The organism is Bacillus sp. AFS040349 (genome assembly GCF_002577655.1).
GTDB lineage: Bacteria > Bacillota > Bacilli > Bacillales > Bacillaceae > Metabacillus.
The window spans coordinates 1-17,607 of sequence record NZ_NUMC01000075.1 but is presented as its reverse complement, the minus strand read 5'-3'; the positions used below and the strand labels follow the sequence as shown (position 1 = coordinate 17,607).

Sequence of the window (17,607 nt, the reverse complement as noted above, 5' to 3'; positions counted from 1 at the left end):
TAGAAGTTTTGACAATACGTCATACAACATAGGAGGTTTTCTATGAAATTAACGCATAAAAATATAAACATGAATAGAGGCGCTGCATTATTAGCGTTGATTTTTGGTTTGCTATTTTTAGTTATTTTTGTTCGTTTCTTTTATATTCAATCAACTGGAACTGCACATGGTCAAGCACTTGCAGCAAGAGCTGAAGAACTCTATGAGAGTCAAAGAACTATAGAAGCATCAAGAGGGTCAATATTAGATCGTAAGGGTGAGGTTATTGCTGAAGACAAGTCTTCTTATAAACTCGTTGCAATTCTTGACGATCAAATAACAACAGATCCTGACAATCCAGAGCATGTTGTTGATGTAGAAGAAACGGCACAAAAGTTAGCACCTTTATTAAATATGGAAGAAAATGAAATAGAAGAGGTTTTATCTAAGGATTTATACCAAGTTGAATTTGGATCTGCAGGTAGAGACATTAGCCATACTTTAAAAGAACAAATAACAAAATTGGAGCTTCCTGGTATTACGTTCATTCGTGATACACAACGATTTTATCCAAATGGAATCTTTGCCTCTCATTTAATCGGTTATGCGCAAAAGCAAGAAGACACAGGTGAGACGATCGGAATGATGGGCCTTGAAAAAACATTAGAGAAATACCTTCATGAAGAAGATGGCTACATAAAATTTGAAAAAGATCGTTACAATTGGAAATTACCAACAAGTGACGATGAAATAGTAGCTCCGAAAAATGGTCAAGATGTGTATTTAACCATTGATCAGAAAATACAAACCTTTTTAGAAGACTCTATGAATCAAGTAGTTGAAGAGTATTCACCTGAGAAGATCGTTGCTGTTGTAGCTGATCCGAAGACCGGAAAAATACTAGCTATGGCTCAGCGACCGAGTTTCGACCCAAATAAAAGGAACATTACGTCTTATTACAATGATGTTATCTCTTATCCTTTTGAACCTGGTTCAACGATGAAAATCTTCACTTTAGCAGCAGCAATTGAAGAAGGAGTCTATAATGGAAATGCAACGTTCCAATCAGGTTCGTATGCAGTAGGACCATCTGTTGTACGTGACCATAAAAGAGGTGGTTGGGGAACAATCAGCTTTAATGAAGGTGTACAAAGGTCATCAAATGTTGGTTTTTCAATTCTTGCTAAAGATATGCTTGGAACTGATCGAATGTATCAATATCTAAACAAATTCGGATTTACGAAAAAGACAAATATTGATTTGCCAAACGAAGCTGAAAGTAAAATAAATTATAACTATGAGATCGATAAGGTATCAACTGCATTTGGACAAGCATCTGCCTTTACTCCGATTCAGCTCGTACAAGCAGCAACAGCGATTGCGAACAATGGTAAAATGATGAAACCTTATGTTATTGATAAAATAGTAGATAAAGATTCTAATGAAGTTGTAAAGGAAAATAGTTCAAAGGTAGTTTCTCAACCAATTACTGAAAAAACTGCAAAAGCAACACTGGATATTTTAGAAACTGTTGTAAGTTCAGAAAATGGTACTGGAAAACCTTATAGCATTGAAGGGTATCAGGTTGCTGGTAAAACGGGTACTGCACAAATGCCAAACCCAAATGGAAGAGGTTATTTATCAGGAAATGACAACCATATTTTTTCGTTTTTAGGAATGGCACCAAAAGATAATCCAGAGCTTATTGTATATGTAGCTGTTCAGAAACCTAAGCTTGAAGGACAAGCAGGTTCTGTTCCAGTTTCAATGATTTTTAATACTGTGATGAAAAACAGCCTTCAATATTTACAAATTGAACCTACAGAAGAAATTGAAACTGAAACACAAGTGAAACCCTCAAGTGAAGACACGTTACTTCCTGATTTAGTAGATACAAAGTTTGCAGAAGCTAACAATCAATTGAAAAAATTAGGTTTAACTCCAATTATTCTTGGAAATGGACAAAAAGTTACTGCTCAATATCCTGAAGGTGATACTTCAATAATGTTAAATGAAAAAGTCTTTCTAAAGTTATCTGAAGAAGTTAAAATGCCAGATTTAACAGGTTGGTCTAAACGGGATGTCATGAAACTAGGAAATATAATGAATATTTCTGTGAATGCAGAAGGATCTGGTTTCGTCATAAAACAGAGTATTAAAAAAGGTAGCCTATTAAAGAAAGGCGATGTTTTGACGATATCACTTGGGACAGAAAATGGTGAAAAACAGCCTGAAGAAAGCAATGAACAAGAATAAAATGAATTTAGGATTGATCTCAGCTAAAAAGAGATCAATCTTTTTTTATTCGAATTTATATTCGGTTGTACTTAGTGCAACAATAATTATTTTACATGTTCTTATACATGATTAATGATTGAAAAGTTTCTTTGATTTATCCTTGTGAGTTGTCAGATTAGAATGTATGGATAACAGTTCTAACTCCTCCTGTACAAGCATATATATTTGAACGAGCCTAGACAAGGAGGAGTAAAATATATGCGGGTATCTAATGTGACCGTTAGAAAGCGTCTTGTTTTAACATTGCTTTTCGGTTTTTTAATTTTCTTAGTGATTGATATACGTCTAGGGTATGTTCAATTTTTTCTTGGTAATACACTCACTTCGGGAGCCAAAGATTTATGGAGCAGAAACATTCCATTTGAGCCTGAACGTGGGGAAATTTTAGATCGAAATGGAGTAAAGCTAGCAACGAATATGAGTGCTCCAACGATTTATGTTGTACCAAGACAAATTGAAGATCCTGCTATGGCTGCAAAAGAATTAGCTGCAGTTTTAAATATGTCAGAAGAAAAAGCCTATCAACATATTACAAAAAGAGTTTCTATCGAAAGAATCAATCCTGAGGGGAGAAAAATTTCTCATGAAAAAGCAAATGAAGTGAGAGATTTAAATATAAAGGGAGTTTACATAGCTGAAGATTCGATCAGGTATTATCCTTATGGAAGTTATCTATCACATGTTCTTGGTTTTGCAGGAATTGATAATCAGGGATTATTAGGCTTAGAAGCATATTACGATGAGCAATTAAAGGGAGAAAAAGGGTATGTTAAGTTTTATTCAGATGCAAAAGGGCAAAGGATGCCAGATGAAGCGGATGACTATACAGCTCCTGTTGATGGAAATAATCTAAAACTAACAATTGATTCGAGAGTTCAAACAATTATTGAAAGAGAACTAGATAATGCTCAGGCCACTTATAACCCTGATGGGATTATTGCCATTGCTATGAACCCAAACAATGGTGAAATATTAGCGATGTCAAGCAGGCCTGATTTTGATCCAGCTAATTTTAAGGAAGTAGATCCGATGGTCTACAATCGGAACTTACCTGTTTGGAGTACTTATGAACCTGGTTCTACATTCAAGATTATTACTCTAGCTGCAGCACTGGAAGAAAAGAAAGTGAACCTAGAAAAAGATGAATTTAATGATTCAGGTTCGGTAGAGGTTGATGGAGCAAGATTACGATGTTGGAAAAGAGGGGGACATGGTCATCAAACATTTCTTGAAGTTGTCCAAAACTCTTGTAACCCTGGTTTTGTAGAGCTTGGTCAAAGACTTGGGGAAGAAACGCTGTTTAAATATATAAAAGATTTTGGATTTGGTCAAAAAACAGGAATTGATCTTCAAGGTGAAGGAACTGGTATTATGTTTAAACCAGAACAAGTAGGACCTGTGGAACTTGCAACCACCGCATTTGGTCAAGGTGTTTCTGTTACACCGATACAGCAAGTTGCTGCTGTTTCTGCAGCTATAAACGGAGGTGTTCTGTATACCCCATATATAGCGAAGGAATGGGTAGATCCAGTTACTGGTGAAGTAATCAGTCGAAATACACCTAATGCAAAAAAACGTGTTATTTCTGAAGAAACTTCAAAAGAAATTCGTTATGCTCTTGAAAGTGTTGTTGCATTAGGAAGTGGGAGAAATGCTTTTGTTGATGGCTATCGAGTTGGTGGAAAAACAGGTACAGCACAAAAAGTAAAAGATGGGCGATATATGGAAAATAACCATATTGTTTCCTTTGTTGGATTTGCACCTGCTGATGACCCTCAAATTGTTGTTTATGTTGCAGTCGACAATCCTAAGGGAACGGTCCAATTTGGTGGAACGGTTGCTGCACCTATAGTAGGAAACATTATGCGTGATGTATTACCTGAGATAGGTGTAAAGCCGAGAGACGGCCAAATTGAGAAAGAATATAATTGGCTGGACACAAAACTAGTAGAAGTACCGAACATTATAGGGTTAACGAAACAAGAATTAACTCAACAATTCGTTAACTTGAAGATTGATGTATCGGGCGAAGGAGATGTTGTTGTGCAACAATCCCCAAATGAAGGTGTAAAAGTTAAAGAAGGATCCACCTTAAGAGTATACCTAGGTGATGAACATAGTGAAAAGAAAGAAAGTGAATAACCAGAGGGAGCATGCTATTGCAAAAATTGCATTGGCACGCTTTCTTTCTGTTGGTATAATAACATTTATGTTTTTCGTAAAATTGAAAGGAATGATGGCTCTTTTCTTTTAAGTAAGATAAAATAGTACGGAGAAATATTTTACCATTTATATTTTGACTGGTGGTTTATTTCTTTTATTGTAAAAGGAAAACCCTGTAATGAAAGTAGGAATAAAAATGAAATTAAATGATTTACTAACATTTTTACATGATGACTCACTTCTATCTTTAAAGAACCCTACCATCTCATCTTTAGAAATGGATTCTAGAGAAGTTAAGCCCGGTAGTTTATTTATATGTATAAAGGGTTACACGGTTGACGGTCATGATTTTGCACGAAAGGCTGTTGAGCAGGGTGCAGTAGCTATACTCGCAGAAAGAAACTTAGACTTAGATGTTCCTGTTATTGTTGTAAAAGATACTAAAAGATCAATGGCTGTATTAGCGGATATTTTTTATGGACAGCCAACTCATTCCATGCACCTGATAGGTGTTACTGGAACTAATGGAAAAACAACAACAACACATATTATTGAGAAAATATTCAATGAAGCAAAAAAGCAAACAGGTCTTATTGGGACAATGTACATAAAAATTGGTGATGAACAAAAAGAAGTTAAAAACACAACTCCTGAAAGTCTGACATTGCAAAAGACATTTGCCGAAATGAAGGAACAAAATGTTTCACACGCTATTATGGAGGTATCATCACATGCCCTTCATCTTGGAAGAATCCATGGATGTGATTTCAATGTTGCTGTGTTTACGAACTTAACACAGGATCATTTAGACTACCATAAAACAATGGAAGCATATAAGTATGCTAAAGGACTATTGTTTGCTCAACTAGGTAATAAGTTTGATCATAATGATCTAAAGATTGCTGTTTTAAATGAAGATGAAGAGGCATCTGAAGAATTTAAACGGATGACATCTGCAAAAACTTTAACCTATGGTATCGATCGTCCTGCTGATATTAAAGCAAATAACATAAAAATGACATCTAAAGGTACAAAGTTTCAACTCGTAACACCTGTTGGTACACGCAATGTTACAATTCAAATGGTTGGAAAGTTCAGTGTGTATAACGTGTTAGCTGCTGTTTCTGCTTCACTTGCTTCATCTGTTGATTTAGATACGATTGTTACAGCTATTGAATCGATGGAGGGGGTACGAGGACGTTTTGAATTAGTTGATGGTGGGCAGGATTATACCGTTATTGTTGATTACGCACATACACCTGATAGCCTAGAAAATGTTCTTAAGACTGTTAAACAGTTTGCAGAGGGGCGCATCTTTTGTATTGTAGGATGTGGGGGAGACAGGGATAAAACAAAAAGACCTTTAATGGCTAAAATCGCGGTAACATATAGTGATGAACCCGTTTTTACATCTGATAACCCAAGAAGTGAAGATCCGCAAGATATTCTTCAGGAAATGGAAGAAGGTGTAGTGGGTTACCAGTTCACATCTATTATTAGCAGAGAAGAGGCTATTTCCTATGCTGTTAAAAAAGCTCAAAAAGGTGATGTAATACTAATTGCAGGTAAAGGCCACGAAACATATCAGATAATAGGTAATAAAGTTTTTGATTTTGATGATAAGGAAATCGCATTAAATGCAATAAATACATTAAATTTGTAGTGAATGACCAAGACCTTTCATAAGAATAGGTACAAAGGAAGAAAGAGAAGTTGATAAGATGAAGAAAAACAGTTTAGAAGAACATATTCAGAAAAATACCTCATATGATAATCTCGTAAAAGATACGCTTGTATATTCTAATGACTTAGTATTCTGTGGGGAGGTGTGTGCATGTTAGAGCAAGTAATTTTATTTACAATCGTTATGGGATTCTTAATCAGTGTATTACTTTCCCCAATCATTATTCCGTTTTTAAGAAGGCTGAAGTTTGGTCAAAGTATTAGAGAAGAAGGACCTAAATCTCATCAAAAAAAATCGGGTACCCCAACAATGGGTGGTGTAATGATCATTATTTCGATCATTATTACAACGATTGTTATGACAGGGAAATTTTCACAACTTAGTGTTGAGATGTATTTATTGTTGTTTGTAACATTCGGATACGGTTTGTTAGGGTTTTTGGATGATTTTATCAAGGTTGTTATGAAACGAAATCTTGGTTTAACTTCAAGACAAAAACTTCTTGGGCAAGTGATTATTGCTATTATATTTTACCTTGTCTTCACACAGTATGGCTTTTCAACAGAAATAGGGATACCTGGAACAACTTTTTCTTTAGACCTTGGTTGGGGCTATATTATTCTCGTTGTATTTATGTTAGTGGGAGGATCAAATGCAGTAAACTTAACAGATGGTTTAGATGGGTTGTTATCAGGTACTGCTGCTATCGCTTTTGGGGCATTTGCTGTTTTGGCTTGGAATCAATCGCAATACGATGTTGCCATTTTTTCGGTAGCTGTTGTTGGAGCTGTCCTCGGGTTTTTAGTGTTTAATGCACATCCTGCAAAAGTATTTATGGGAGACACAGGTTCACTAGCACTTGGAGGTGCCATTGTAACAATAGCGATTTTAACAAAGCTTGAAATTTTATTAGTTTTAATTGGCGGAGTTTTCGTCATTGAGACTTTATCAGTTATTATTCAAGTTATTTCTTTTAAAACAACTGGGAAGAGAGTATTTAAGATGAGTCCTCTTCATCATCACTATGAATTAGTAGGGTGGTCAGAGTGGAGAGTTGTTGTTACTTTTTGGACGATTGGTTTAATTTTTGCAGTACTTGGAATTTATATTGAGGTGTGGTTGTAATTGAAAAACATTAATGATTACTTACATAAAAATGTATTGGTAATAGGATTGGCAAAAAGCGGCTTAGCGGCCGCTAAATTGTTACACAAGCTTGGGGCAGCAGTAACTGTAAATGATTTAAAGGCGACTGATGAAGACCCAGTTGTAAAAGAATTGAAAAACAATGGAATTAATGTTGTTGGTGGAGGACACCCTCTATCTTTACTAGAGGATCTTACAATCGACGTTATTGTGAAAAACCCAGGGATTCCATACTCTAATCCTCTTTTAGTTCTTGCCAAGGAAAAGAATATTCCTATCATCACGGAAGTTGAACTTGCTTATAAGATTTCAGAGGCGGACATTATCGCAATAACCGGTTCAAACGGTAAAACAACAACAACAACCCTTATCTTTGAAATGTTAAATGAGGACGGAAAACAACCTTTAATTGCAGGTAATATTGGCACTGTAGCTTGCGAAGTTGCTCAAAAAGCCACAAAAGAAAATGTCATTGTTATGGAATTATCATCGTTTCAACTTCTTGGAACAATTGATTTTAAACCATCCATTGCCATGATATTAAATATTTTTGATGCCCATTTAGATTACCATGGCACCAAAGAAGAATACGTTTATGCTAAGGGGAAGATCTATGAAAACCAAGCTGAGGAAGATGTGTCGATTGTAAACTTAAATGATAAAGAAGTTTGTGAATGCTCTGAAAGATCAACGGCACAAAAATTATTTTTCTCAACTACAGAAGTTATAGATAATGGAGTTTACATCTTAGATGAATCAATCTTTTATAAAGGTGAGAAGATTGTTTCCTTAAAAGATATCGTACTGCCGGGAGAACATAATTTAGAAAATATTCTGGCTGCTATAGCTGCTGTCAAGCTAAGAGGAGTTTCTAACGAATCTATTTACAAGGTTTTAACCACTTTTAACGGCGTTAAACATAGGTTGCAATATGTAGATACTATTCGGGAGCGTCGTTTTTATAACGATTCAAAAGCAACAAATATATTAGCAACAAGTAAAGCGCTTAGTGCATTTAAAACACCTACCATCTTATTGGCAGGAGGCCTTGATAGAGGTAACGAATTCGATGAATTAAAGCCATTTTTACATCATGTAAAGGCTATGATTTTATTTGGGGAAACTGCACCTAAGCTTGAAAGAATTGCCAGAGAAAGTGGAATAGAACAAATTAAACGTGTCGATAATGTAGAAAAAGCAGTATTGACGGCGTTTAATGTTTCCGAAAAAGAAGATGTGATCTTATTGTCACCAGCATGCGCAAGTTGGGATCAATATAAAACTTTTGAGGAAAGAGGAGACATTTTTATTCAAGCCGTGCATAAGCTTAACTAAGGGCTTGTACGAATAATTAATTGCAGTCTATGCTACAGCCCTTAATAAATTTGATACAGGGGTGTTCGGCGTTGACAGCAAAAAGGTCTACACCAGATTTTATATTGGTTATTCTAACATTACTTCTTTTAACAATTGGACTAATCATGGTATATAGTGCAAGTGCAGTTTGGGCAACATATAAGTTTGATGATTCCTTCTTTTTTGCGAAGCGCCAATTGTTATTTGCAGGTGTTGGTGTTATAGCCATGTTTTTTATTATGAACGTTGACTATTGGACATGGCGGACATGGTCAAAAATGTTAATTATCATTTGTTTTTTTCTTTTAATTGCAGTATTAATACCCGGCATAGGGATGGAGCGTAATGGTTCTCGAAGTTGGATTGGTGTTGGTGCATTTTCGATACAGCCATCAGAGTTTATGAAATTGGCGATGATTGCTTTCTTAGCGAAGTTTTTATCTGAAAATCAAAAGAAAATTACCTCGTTTAAAAAAGGATTAGTCCCTTCTCTTGGACTCGTTTTCACTGCATTTGGGATCATTATGCTTCAGCCTGACTTAGGAACAGGGACAGTTATGGTAGGGACATGTATCGTGATGATATTTGTTTCGGGAGCTAGAGTGGTGCATTTTGCTTGGCTGGGTCTTTTAGGTGTTGCGGGATTTGTTGCTCTTGTTCTTTCAGCACCATACAGAATTAAAAGGATTACATCATTTTTGGATCCATGGGAAGATCCACTAGGCAGTGGGTTCCAAATCATTCAATCTTTGTATGCGATTGGTCCTGGAGGTCTTTTTGGTCAAGGGTTAGGACAAAGCAGGCAGAAATTCTTTTATTTACCTGAGCCCCAAACTGACTTCATTTTTGCCATTTTAGCTGAAGAGCTTGGTTTTATTGGTGGGTCATTAGTTATATTATTGTTTGGTTTACTTTTATGGAGAGGGGTACGAATTGCGTTAGGAGCCCCTGATTTATATGGTAGCTTCTTGGCCATTGGAATTATTACAATGGTAGCTATTCAGGTTATGATTAACATTGGTGTTGTAACCGGACTAATGCCTGTAACAGGTATTACTCTTCCATTCTTAAGTTATGGAGGATCTTCCCTTACACTAATGCTAATGGCAATGGGTGTCTTATTAAATGTGAGCAGATACTCAAAGTATTAGGTCCATTAAAAGGCTAATTTTAGTTTCATTATAGGTTGTTTATCATATAAAATAGTAAGTATCGAGGCTGACGTTGGTAAGTGACAGACTAGGGGTTTTTAACCTCTAAGCAGTCCTTAAAAGGTCAGCCTTCATAGTTTTACATATGTGTTTCTATACAACTACTAGTTTACTTATAACCTAGTAGTTGAGAGTACGTACATTTTATAATAAGAAATCCATTCAAAATGGGGGAACAAGTATGAAAGTAGTTGTAAGTGGTGGCGGAACTGGTGGTCATATCTATCCAGCACTGGCTTTAATAAATGAAATTAAAAAACATCATTCAGATGTAGAATTTCTATATATTGGTACAGAAAATGGACTTGAGCAAAATATTGTAAACAGAGCCAACATACCATTTAAATCTGTAGAAATATCCGGATTTAAAAGAAAGATCTCCATTGAAAATGTGAAAACTGTTACGAGATTTCTTAAAGCAGTTTCTGTTAGTAAAAAATATTTAAAAGAGTTTAATGCAGATGTTGTTATTGGAACAGGAGGATATGTTTGTGGACCTGTTGTTTATGCGGCGGCTAAAATGAAGATTCCAACAGTTATTCATGAACAAAATAGTTTACCTGGCATAACAAATAAGTTTTTGTCTCGATATGTTAACAAAGTCGCCATCTGTTTTGAAGAAGCGAGAAAACATTTTCCTGCAGATAAAGTTGTATTAACCGGTAATCCACGTGCTTCAGAGGTGCTGGGTCAAGATGCAGATAAAGGGAGACATTCAGTCGGTTTGATTAAAGACAAAAAGACAGTGCTGATTTTCGGGGGAAGCAGGGGAGCTAAAGCTATTAATGATGCTGTTTTAGAAATGATTCCATCTCTTGCTGAAAAGCCATATCAAATTGTTTATGTCACTGGTGAAGTACATTATGAAAAAGTAATGAATGAAGTAAAAAAAGGAAACAGTTCTGAGAACTTGATCATAAAACCATTTATACACAATATGCCGGAAGTATTAGCGGCAGTGGACTTAATTGTATCGAGAGCCGGAGCTACCTCTCTTGCAGAAATTACAGCATTGGGGTTGCCTAGTATATTAATTCCAAGCCCTTATGTAACGGCTAATCATCAAGAAGTAAACGCAAGATCGTTAAGTGATCATCATGCAGCAATTATGCTAAAGGAGCAAGAATTGAATGGTGATAAATTACTTACGGAAATTGACGGAGTCTTACTTAATGAATTTAAATTGAAAGAAATGAAGCAGGCATCAAAGAAATTAGGTATTCCTGATGCTGCATTAAGACTTTATTCAGTCCTAAAGGAACTTTCTAAGTAACAACAGAGATAAACTGACCTGAGGAGGTAAATTATGACTACGTTATATGAGGCATTAACAACTGCAGAAATTGGGAAAGTTCTTGTAGATGAACCTTTAGCAAAGCATACAACAATAAGGATAGGTGGCCCTGCAGATATTCTATTGGAACCTAGAGACAGTGAAAGCCTGAGCAAGGCGATAAAAATAATAAAAGAATATGGAGCTAAATGGACAGTGGTAGGAAGGGGCTCTAACCTTCTAGTTTCAGATAAAGGAATAGAAGGGGTCGTAGTAAAGCTTGGAGCTGGAATCGATCACTTTGAGTTAGATGAAGATGTATTAACCGTTGGCGGGGGATATTCCATTGTAAAGCTTGCAACACTCATTAGTAGGAAGGGTTTATCAGGTTTGGAATTTGCCAGTGGTATTCCTGGTTCAATAGGTGGAGCTGTTTATATGAATGCAGGGGCACATGGGTCAGACATGTCAAAAATTCTTTTGAAAGCTCTAGTGTTATTTGAAGATGGAACGATGGAATGGCTGACAAATGAAGAAATGGAGTTTTCTTATCGAACTTCAATTCTTCAGACGAAAAGACCAGGTATATGTATAGAAGCAGTTCTACAACTTAAAAAGGGTGAAAAAGAAGAAATTGTTGCGATCATGCAAAAGAACAAAGATTACAGAAGAGAAACACAGCCTTGGAATTATCCTTGCGCAGGGAGTATCTTCAGGAACCCACTTCCTAGTTATGCAGGTCAATTAGTTGAAGCAGCGGGTCTAAAAGGATATCAAATCGGTGGTGCTAAAGTTTCAGAAATGCATGGTAATTTTATTGTTAATGCTGGAGGAGCAACTGCTCAAGATGTATTGGATTTAATAAAATATATTAAAGAAACGATTCTTGAGAAGTATGATGTGACAATGGAAACTGAAGTTGAAATAATAGGTCGGAAATAGTCACATTACTCCCCATTATTTCCTTTTATTGTGTTATAATGTCTTTATAAAAATTGCTGAACAATTTTAGTTTATTCTTAAACGGCATTTTTAAATGCCGTTTCAGTGTGTAAGTGGGGAAAATCTTTTTAAATAGGATTAATTTTATTACTTTACATACTGTGATGATTTGCCATAACATTGTGCAAGAAATCTACCTAGAGGGAACTACTAGGGTGGGGTGAAAACGATTGGAGAAAAAGGTTGTTTCGTTAGAAGACCGCATACCAAAACTACAGCAGCAGCGAAAACAGAAGACTAATCGAAGACTTATTTCATTCCTTTCAATCTTTTTTCTATTAATTTTACTTGTTATCTATTTTCAGTCTCCCTTAAGTAAAGTCTCAAGTATAACAGTAAAAGGAAATGTACATGTTGAGTCGGAAAAGATCATTGAAATGAGTAAAATTACAACTTCTAATGGGTTTTGGAATATCAATACAACAAAGACTAGTCAGTTGATTGAGGACCATTTACAAATAAAACAAGCCACTGTGGAAAAAAAGTTTCCTAACCATATTGTCTTGCAGGTTGATGAGTATGACAGTATTGCTTATCTGGAAGAGAATGGTGTATTTAAGCCGATTCTAGAAAATGGACAAGTTCTGAAGGACCGTACTGTGAAAGTACCGGCAGATGCACCAGTCCTGATAAACTGGAAACAAGAGAAAGATGTTAATGAGATGATAAATGAGTTGAAAAAATTATCTCCCAGTATCTTAAACTCAATTTCAGAAATTCATCATGCTCCTAATAAAACAGATCCTTGGTTAGTTCATCTTTATATGAATGATGGTTATGAAGTAATGGCATCTGTTCGTACATTCTCAAAGAAAATGAATACTTACACTAAAATTGTAAGTCAGCTGGACGAGAACAGTAAAGGAATCATTCATCTGGAAGTAGGCTCTTATTTTGAATCTTATACACCAATAGAGTCTAAGGAAGAGGGGGATGAAGCTCAAGATGAAACTGAGGGGTAGTTATGTGATTTTTTCTCTCATTCTCTTAGTTGCAGGTTTTCTGTTTTCATATTCTTATCAGCTGACAAAGGAAAGTAATCGAAACCAAGAGATAACAACCGAACAATGGGATAAAGAATATGAAATTAGGTCACAACTTATTTCAAAAGAAGAAATAAACCGAGATCTCCAAAAAGAACTTTTTAAAAAACAAGAAGAAGTGAAAGAAATTGAAGAATCTCTAAAGGATGAAAAACAGGTGTACTACAATCTTGTAGAAGATGTTGAAAAGTATCGCATGTATGTTGGTGATATAGCAGTTCAAGGTAAAGGGATACAAGTAACATTAGAAGATTCCTCTTACGTCCCTGAAGGAGAAAATGTAAACAATTATATTGTGCATGAGAGTCATTTGTTTAGTGTTATTAATGAACTTTATATCTCGGGAGCAGATGCTATCTCAATTAACGGTCAAAGGTTATCAAGTCATTCGTATATATATTGCAATGGACCAGTTGTGACAGTTGATGGAAATCAGTTCCCTGCACCTTTTGTTATATCTGCGATTGGGGACCCAAATGTTTTATTACCTGCATTAAATATTACTGGTGGAATTGTAGATCAGCTTTCCTATGATAATGTTGTGGTAACTTTAGAAAAACTAGAAAATATTAAGATGGAGCCACTTCTACAAGAAAAAAAAGCTTCATCATAGGAAAGTAATACGATGTTTCACTAACGGATTATTGTTTAGATAGGTGGTTGGTGTGAAACAAAAAAGTTGGAAAAAGGGTCTTAGTTTTGCTTTGCTAACAATGATCTTTGGTTTAATGCTTGGAATTCAGTTTCAAACAATTAAAGAACCAGTGGAAAGAGATACGCGTGATATGTGGCAACTTAGGGAAGATTTAAAAAAAGAGCAACAACTTCAAGCGGAGCTTCTTAATGAGATACGAAAATATGATGAAATTATTGAGTCTTATAAGAAGCAAGAAAATTCGAATCCAGAAACAGCCTTAAAAGAGACCTTGGCAGTTTTAAAGGAAGAAGTTGGTTTAACCGAAATTTCTGGAGAGGGCATAACGATTACAATTGATCGATTGTTTTCAGAAGAATTACTTGGAGTAGAAATACAAAATATATCACCAGAGCTTTTAAAACGGTTAATTAATGAACTCAATTCTTATGGAGCAAAAGAAATCTCAATTGAAGGTAGAAGGGTTATTAATTCGACTGTCATAAGAGATATCAATGGTCAGACCAAGATGGATAATTTTAGCTTAAACAGTTTTCCTATTAAGATAAACGTCATTTCAGATAATGTGGACAAGCTTTATAACAGAATGAATGCTTCGAATACTGATGAAGATTTTGCTATAGATAATCTTAAGTTAACGATATCAGACCCAATTGAACAGTTAACGATTCCTCCTTATGAAGATCCAATTCGAGTTCGGAATATGAAACCTGTAGAATCATCAGAAAAAGGGGGAGAATAATATGTGGCTGCCAATTTTAGGACTAATTCTCGGTGTCTTTTTAGGTCTAGTATCGGAGTTGCGTATTCCCCCTGAGTATTCCAACTATTTATCAATTGCAATTTTAGCAGCACTTGATACACTGTTAGGAGGAATTCGTGCACATCTTCAGGATATCTATGATGAAATGGTGTTCGTTTCTGGATTTTTCTTTAACATCATTTTAGCTGCAAGTTTAGCTTTTCTAGGTGTCCATCTTGGTGTAGACTTGTATTTAGTAGCAATGTTTGCCTTTGGAGTAAGGCTATTTCAAAATATAGCAGTAATAAGAAGGATTCTTATTACGAAATGGTCAAATTCTAGGGAAAAAATGAAAAAAATTGAATAATAAAAAGGAAAAATTAAGTATTTGACGAATAAACACTAGTAAAGCAGAAATCAAGCAAATATTTAAATAAAATTTTTGTTACAAACCTGTAAAACTAGATTCATTGTCATGTTGTTCTGCAAAGAATAGAATAGAAAGTGATAGATGGGGAGGTGCCTTAGAATGAACAGCAATGAACTATTTGTAAGTCTTGACATCGGTACATCCAGTGTTAAAGTAATTATTGGTGAAATGACGAATGATGCTTTAAACATTATTGGTGTAGGAAATGTAAAATCAGAAGGATTAAGAAAAGGGTCTATAGTTGATATAGACGAAACAGTTCATTCTATAAAAAAAGCGGTTGAGCAGGCCGAGAGAATGGTTGGAATCTCCTTAACGAGAGTGGTAGTAGGTGTTACAGGAAATCATGTGCAATTACAGAATTGCCACGGAGTTGTAGCTGTTTCGAGTGAGAATAGAGAAATATCAAATGAAGATGTAAGACGAGTTATTGAAGCTGCTCAAGTTATCTCAATTCCACCTGAACGAGAAATAATCGATGTTATTCCAAGACAATTTATTGTAGATGGACTAGATGAAATCAATGATCCAAGAGGAATGCTTGGGGTTCGTTTGGAAATGGAAGGTACCATTATTACTGGATCTAAAACGATCTTACATAATTTATTGCGTTGTGTAGAGCGTGCAGGCCTTGAAATAACTGATATCTGTTTACAACCTCTAGCTGCAGGATCTGTTGCATTATCAAAAGATGAGAAAAACTTGGGTGTTGCACTAGTTGAAATCGGTGGGGGCTCCACTACAATTGCAGTGTTTGAACAAAATCACCTGATTGCATCTACTGTCTTGCCTATCGGTGGTGAGCACATTACGAAAGATTTGTCTATAGGTCTTCGTACAACTACCGATGAAGCGGAACGTATAAAGCTAAAATATGGACATGCCTTTTATGATCATGCTTCAGAGGATGAAATTTTTGAAGCAGCAGTTATAGGATCAGATCAGAAAAGAACTTTTAACCAATTAGAAGTTGCGGACATTATCGAAGCTCGTTTAGAAGAGTTATATGAGCTTATCTTACATGAGCTAAGAAGATTAGGAATTGGAGAATTACCTGGCGGCTTTGTTCTAACCGGGGGTACAGTTAGAATGCCTGGAGTACTTGAATTAGGACAAGTTGTTCTTCAGAATAGTGTAAGAATTGCAAGTCCGGATTATATTGGTGTCAGAGAACCTCAATATATGACGGGTGTAGGCTTGATTCAATTTGCATATAAGAATGCGAAAATTCAAGGTAGAAAAATAGGTTCAAACGTTACTGTTGATGCTGTAGAAGTAGCAGCAACAAAGGAACCGCAACAGCAACGTACAAAACCTCAGCAACAACAAGAAGAAAAAAAGGTAAATAAAGTGAAGAAATTTTTTGGCTACTTCTTTGAATAGTTTACATCTATTAGAAGTCATTTGATGGATTAGGAGGATTTTGCATGTTGGAGTTTGATACGAATATTGACGGCTTGGCTACCATCAAAGTAATTGGAGTTGGTGGCGGTGGTAATAACGCTGTTAATCGAATGATAGAGCACGGCGTACAAGGTGTAGAATTTATTGCAGTTAACACGGATGCACAAGCATTAAACTTATCTAAAGCAGAAGTGAAAATGCAGATTGGATCGAAGCTTACAAGAGGACTAGGTGCTGGTGCTAACCCTGAGGTAGGGAAAAAAGCTGCTGAAGAAAGTAGAGAGCAAATTGAAGAAGCATTAAGAGGAGCTGACATGGTATTCGTTACGGCTGGAATGGGCGGCGGAACTGGAACTGGAGCAGCACCTGTTATTGCACAAATTGCTAAAGATTTAGGTGCTCTTACAGTCGGTGTTGTTACTAGACCGTTTACATTTGAAGGACGTAAACGTCAAATGCAAGCAGCTGGCGGTATTTCTTCAATGAAAGAGTCAGTGGATACACTTATTGTGATTCCAAATGACCGTTTACTTGAAATTGTTGATAAAAATACACCTATGCTTGAAGCGTTTAGAGAAGCAGATAATGTTCTTCGTCAAGGGGTTCAAGGTATTTCTGACTTAATCGCTACCCCAGGATTAATAAACCTTGACTTTGCAGATGTAAAGACGATTATGTCAAATAGAGGATCTGCTTTAATGGGAATTGGTGTAGCCACTGGAGAAAATCGTGCTGCAGAAGCTGCTAAGAAAGCTATTTCCAGTCCACTATTAGAAAAATCAATTGACGGTGCTCAGGGTGTTCTTATGAACATTACTGGTGGAATGAATTTAAGTTTATATGAGGTACAAGAGGCAGCTGATATTGTAGCTACTGCTTCTGATCAAGATGTAAACATGATTTTTGGTTCTGTTATTAATGAAAACCTAAAGGATGAAATAATTGTTACAGTTATTGCAACTGGTTTTACAGAACAAGAAATTAGTCCTTTAAAACAACAGAATACTCGTCAATTTAATAACGGTAATACGTTAACAAAAGTTCCACCAAAACGTGAGAGTCTTCGAGAGGAACCGGTACAAGAAGCACCGACTCGTACTAATACACAACAACCTGAAGAAACGCTTGATATTCCAACCTTCTTACGTAACCGTAATAAACGTCGATAAACCAAAAAGAGTGCTAAATGAAAATTTAGCACTCTTTTTTCTGTGAAAATAA

General features: G+C 35.8%; 14 protein-coding genes. All 14 read left to right on the top strand.

Annotated elements, in window-relative coordinates:
- Nucleotides 1-42: 42 nt before the first annotated feature.
- Entirely contained in the window at nucleotides 43-2,235 is a 2,193-nt protein-coding gene (locus COD11_RS16285) for a penicillin-binding protein (RefSeq protein ID WP_098797961.1), read from the top strand.
- A gap of 240 nt (nucleotides 2,236-2,475) precedes the next feature.
- A complete protein-coding gene (locus COD11_RS16280; RefSeq protein WP_098797960.1) occupies nucleotides 2,476-4,419 on the top strand; it encodes a stage V sporulation protein D in 1,944 nt (647 codons plus the stop codon).
- 217 nt (nucleotides 4,420-4,636) lie between these two features.
- The gene (locus COD11_RS16275; RefSeq protein WP_098797964.1) at nucleotides 4,637-6,103 is read left to right on the top strand and encodes a UDP-N-acetylmuramoyl-L-alanyl-D-glutamate--2,6-diaminopimelate ligase; all 1,467 of its coding nucleotides are present in this window, start codon (nucleotides 4,637-4,639) and stop codon (nucleotides 6,101-6,103) included.
- A 171-nt stretch (nucleotides 6,104-6,274) separates the two neighbouring features.
- A complete protein-coding gene (gene mraY / locus COD11_RS16270; RefSeq protein ID WP_098797959.1) occupies nucleotides 6,275-7,249 on the top strand; it encodes a phospho-N-acetylmuramoyl-pentapeptide-transferase in 975 nt (324 codons plus the stop codon).
- Nucleotides 7,250-8,605, top strand: coding sequence for a UDP-N-acetylmuramoyl-L-alanine--D-glutamate ligase (gene murD, locus COD11_RS16265; protein ID WP_098797958.1), 1,356 nt, complete (start codon nucleotides 7,250-7,252; stop codon nucleotides 8,603-8,605). It abuts the gene before it with no gap.
- A gap of 29 nt (nucleotides 8,606-8,634) precedes the next feature.
- Entirely contained in the window at nucleotides 8,635-9,777 is a 1,143-nt protein-coding gene (gene spoVE, locus COD11_RS16260; RefSeq protein ID WP_373995112.1) for a stage V sporulation protein E, read from the top strand.
- Nucleotides 9,778-10,018: 241 nt separating this feature from the next.
- A complete protein-coding gene (gene murG, locus COD11_RS16255; RefSeq protein ID WP_098797956.1) occupies nucleotides 10,019-11,110 on the top strand; it encodes an undecaprenyldiphospho-muramoylpentapeptide beta-N-acetylglucosaminyltransferase in 1,092 nt (363 codons plus the stop codon).
- Between the two features lie 33 nt (nucleotides 11,111-11,143).
- The gene (gene murB / locus COD11_RS16250; protein ID WP_098797955.1) at nucleotides 11,144-12,052 is read left to right on the top strand and encodes a UDP-N-acetylmuramate dehydrogenase; all 909 of its coding nucleotides are present in this window, start codon (nucleotides 11,144-11,146) and stop codon (nucleotides 12,050-12,052) included.
- 230 nt (nucleotides 12,053-12,282) lie between these two features.
- The gene (locus tag COD11_RS16245; RefSeq protein WP_098797954.1) at nucleotides 12,283-13,074 is read left to right on the top strand and encodes a cell division protein FtsQ/DivIB; all 792 of its coding nucleotides are present in this window, start codon (nucleotides 12,283-12,285) and stop codon (nucleotides 13,072-13,074) included.
- Nucleotides 13,064-13,768 (top strand): DUF881 domain-containing protein, encoded by a 705-nt coding sequence (locus COD11_RS16240; RefSeq protein WP_098797963.1) that lies wholly within the window; start codon nucleotides 13,064-13,066, stop codon nucleotides 13,766-13,768. Before COD11_RS16245 ends, COD11_RS16240 begins: the two co-directional genes overlap by 11 nt.
- 52 nt (nucleotides 13,769-13,820) lie before the next feature.
- On the top strand, nucleotides 13,821-14,552 hold the full coding sequence (locus COD11_RS16235) for a DUF881 domain-containing protein (protein ID WP_331275797.1): 732 nt from the start codon (nucleotides 13,821-13,823) through the stop codon (nucleotides 14,550-14,552).
- Nucleotide 14,553: 1 nt separating this feature from the next.
- Nucleotides 14,554-14,919 (top strand): small basic family protein, encoded by a 366-nt coding sequence (locus tag COD11_RS16230; RefSeq protein WP_098797953.1) that lies wholly within the window; start codon nucleotides 14,554-14,556, stop codon nucleotides 14,917-14,919.
- A gap of 162 nt (nucleotides 14,920-15,081) precedes the next feature.
- The gene (ftsA, locus tag COD11_RS16225; RefSeq protein ID WP_098797952.1) at nucleotides 15,082-16,365 is read left to right on the top strand and encodes a cell division protein FtsA; all 1,284 of its coding nucleotides are present in this window, start codon (nucleotides 15,082-15,084) and stop codon (nucleotides 16,363-16,365) included.
- A gap of 44 nt (nucleotides 16,366-16,409) precedes the next feature.
- The gene (gene ftsZ / locus COD11_RS16220; protein ID WP_098797951.1) at nucleotides 16,410-17,555 is read left to right on the top strand and encodes a cell division protein FtsZ; all 1,146 of its coding nucleotides are present in this window, start codon (nucleotides 16,410-16,412) and stop codon (nucleotides 17,553-17,555) included.
- Nucleotides 17,556-17,607: the final 52 nt, after the last annotated feature.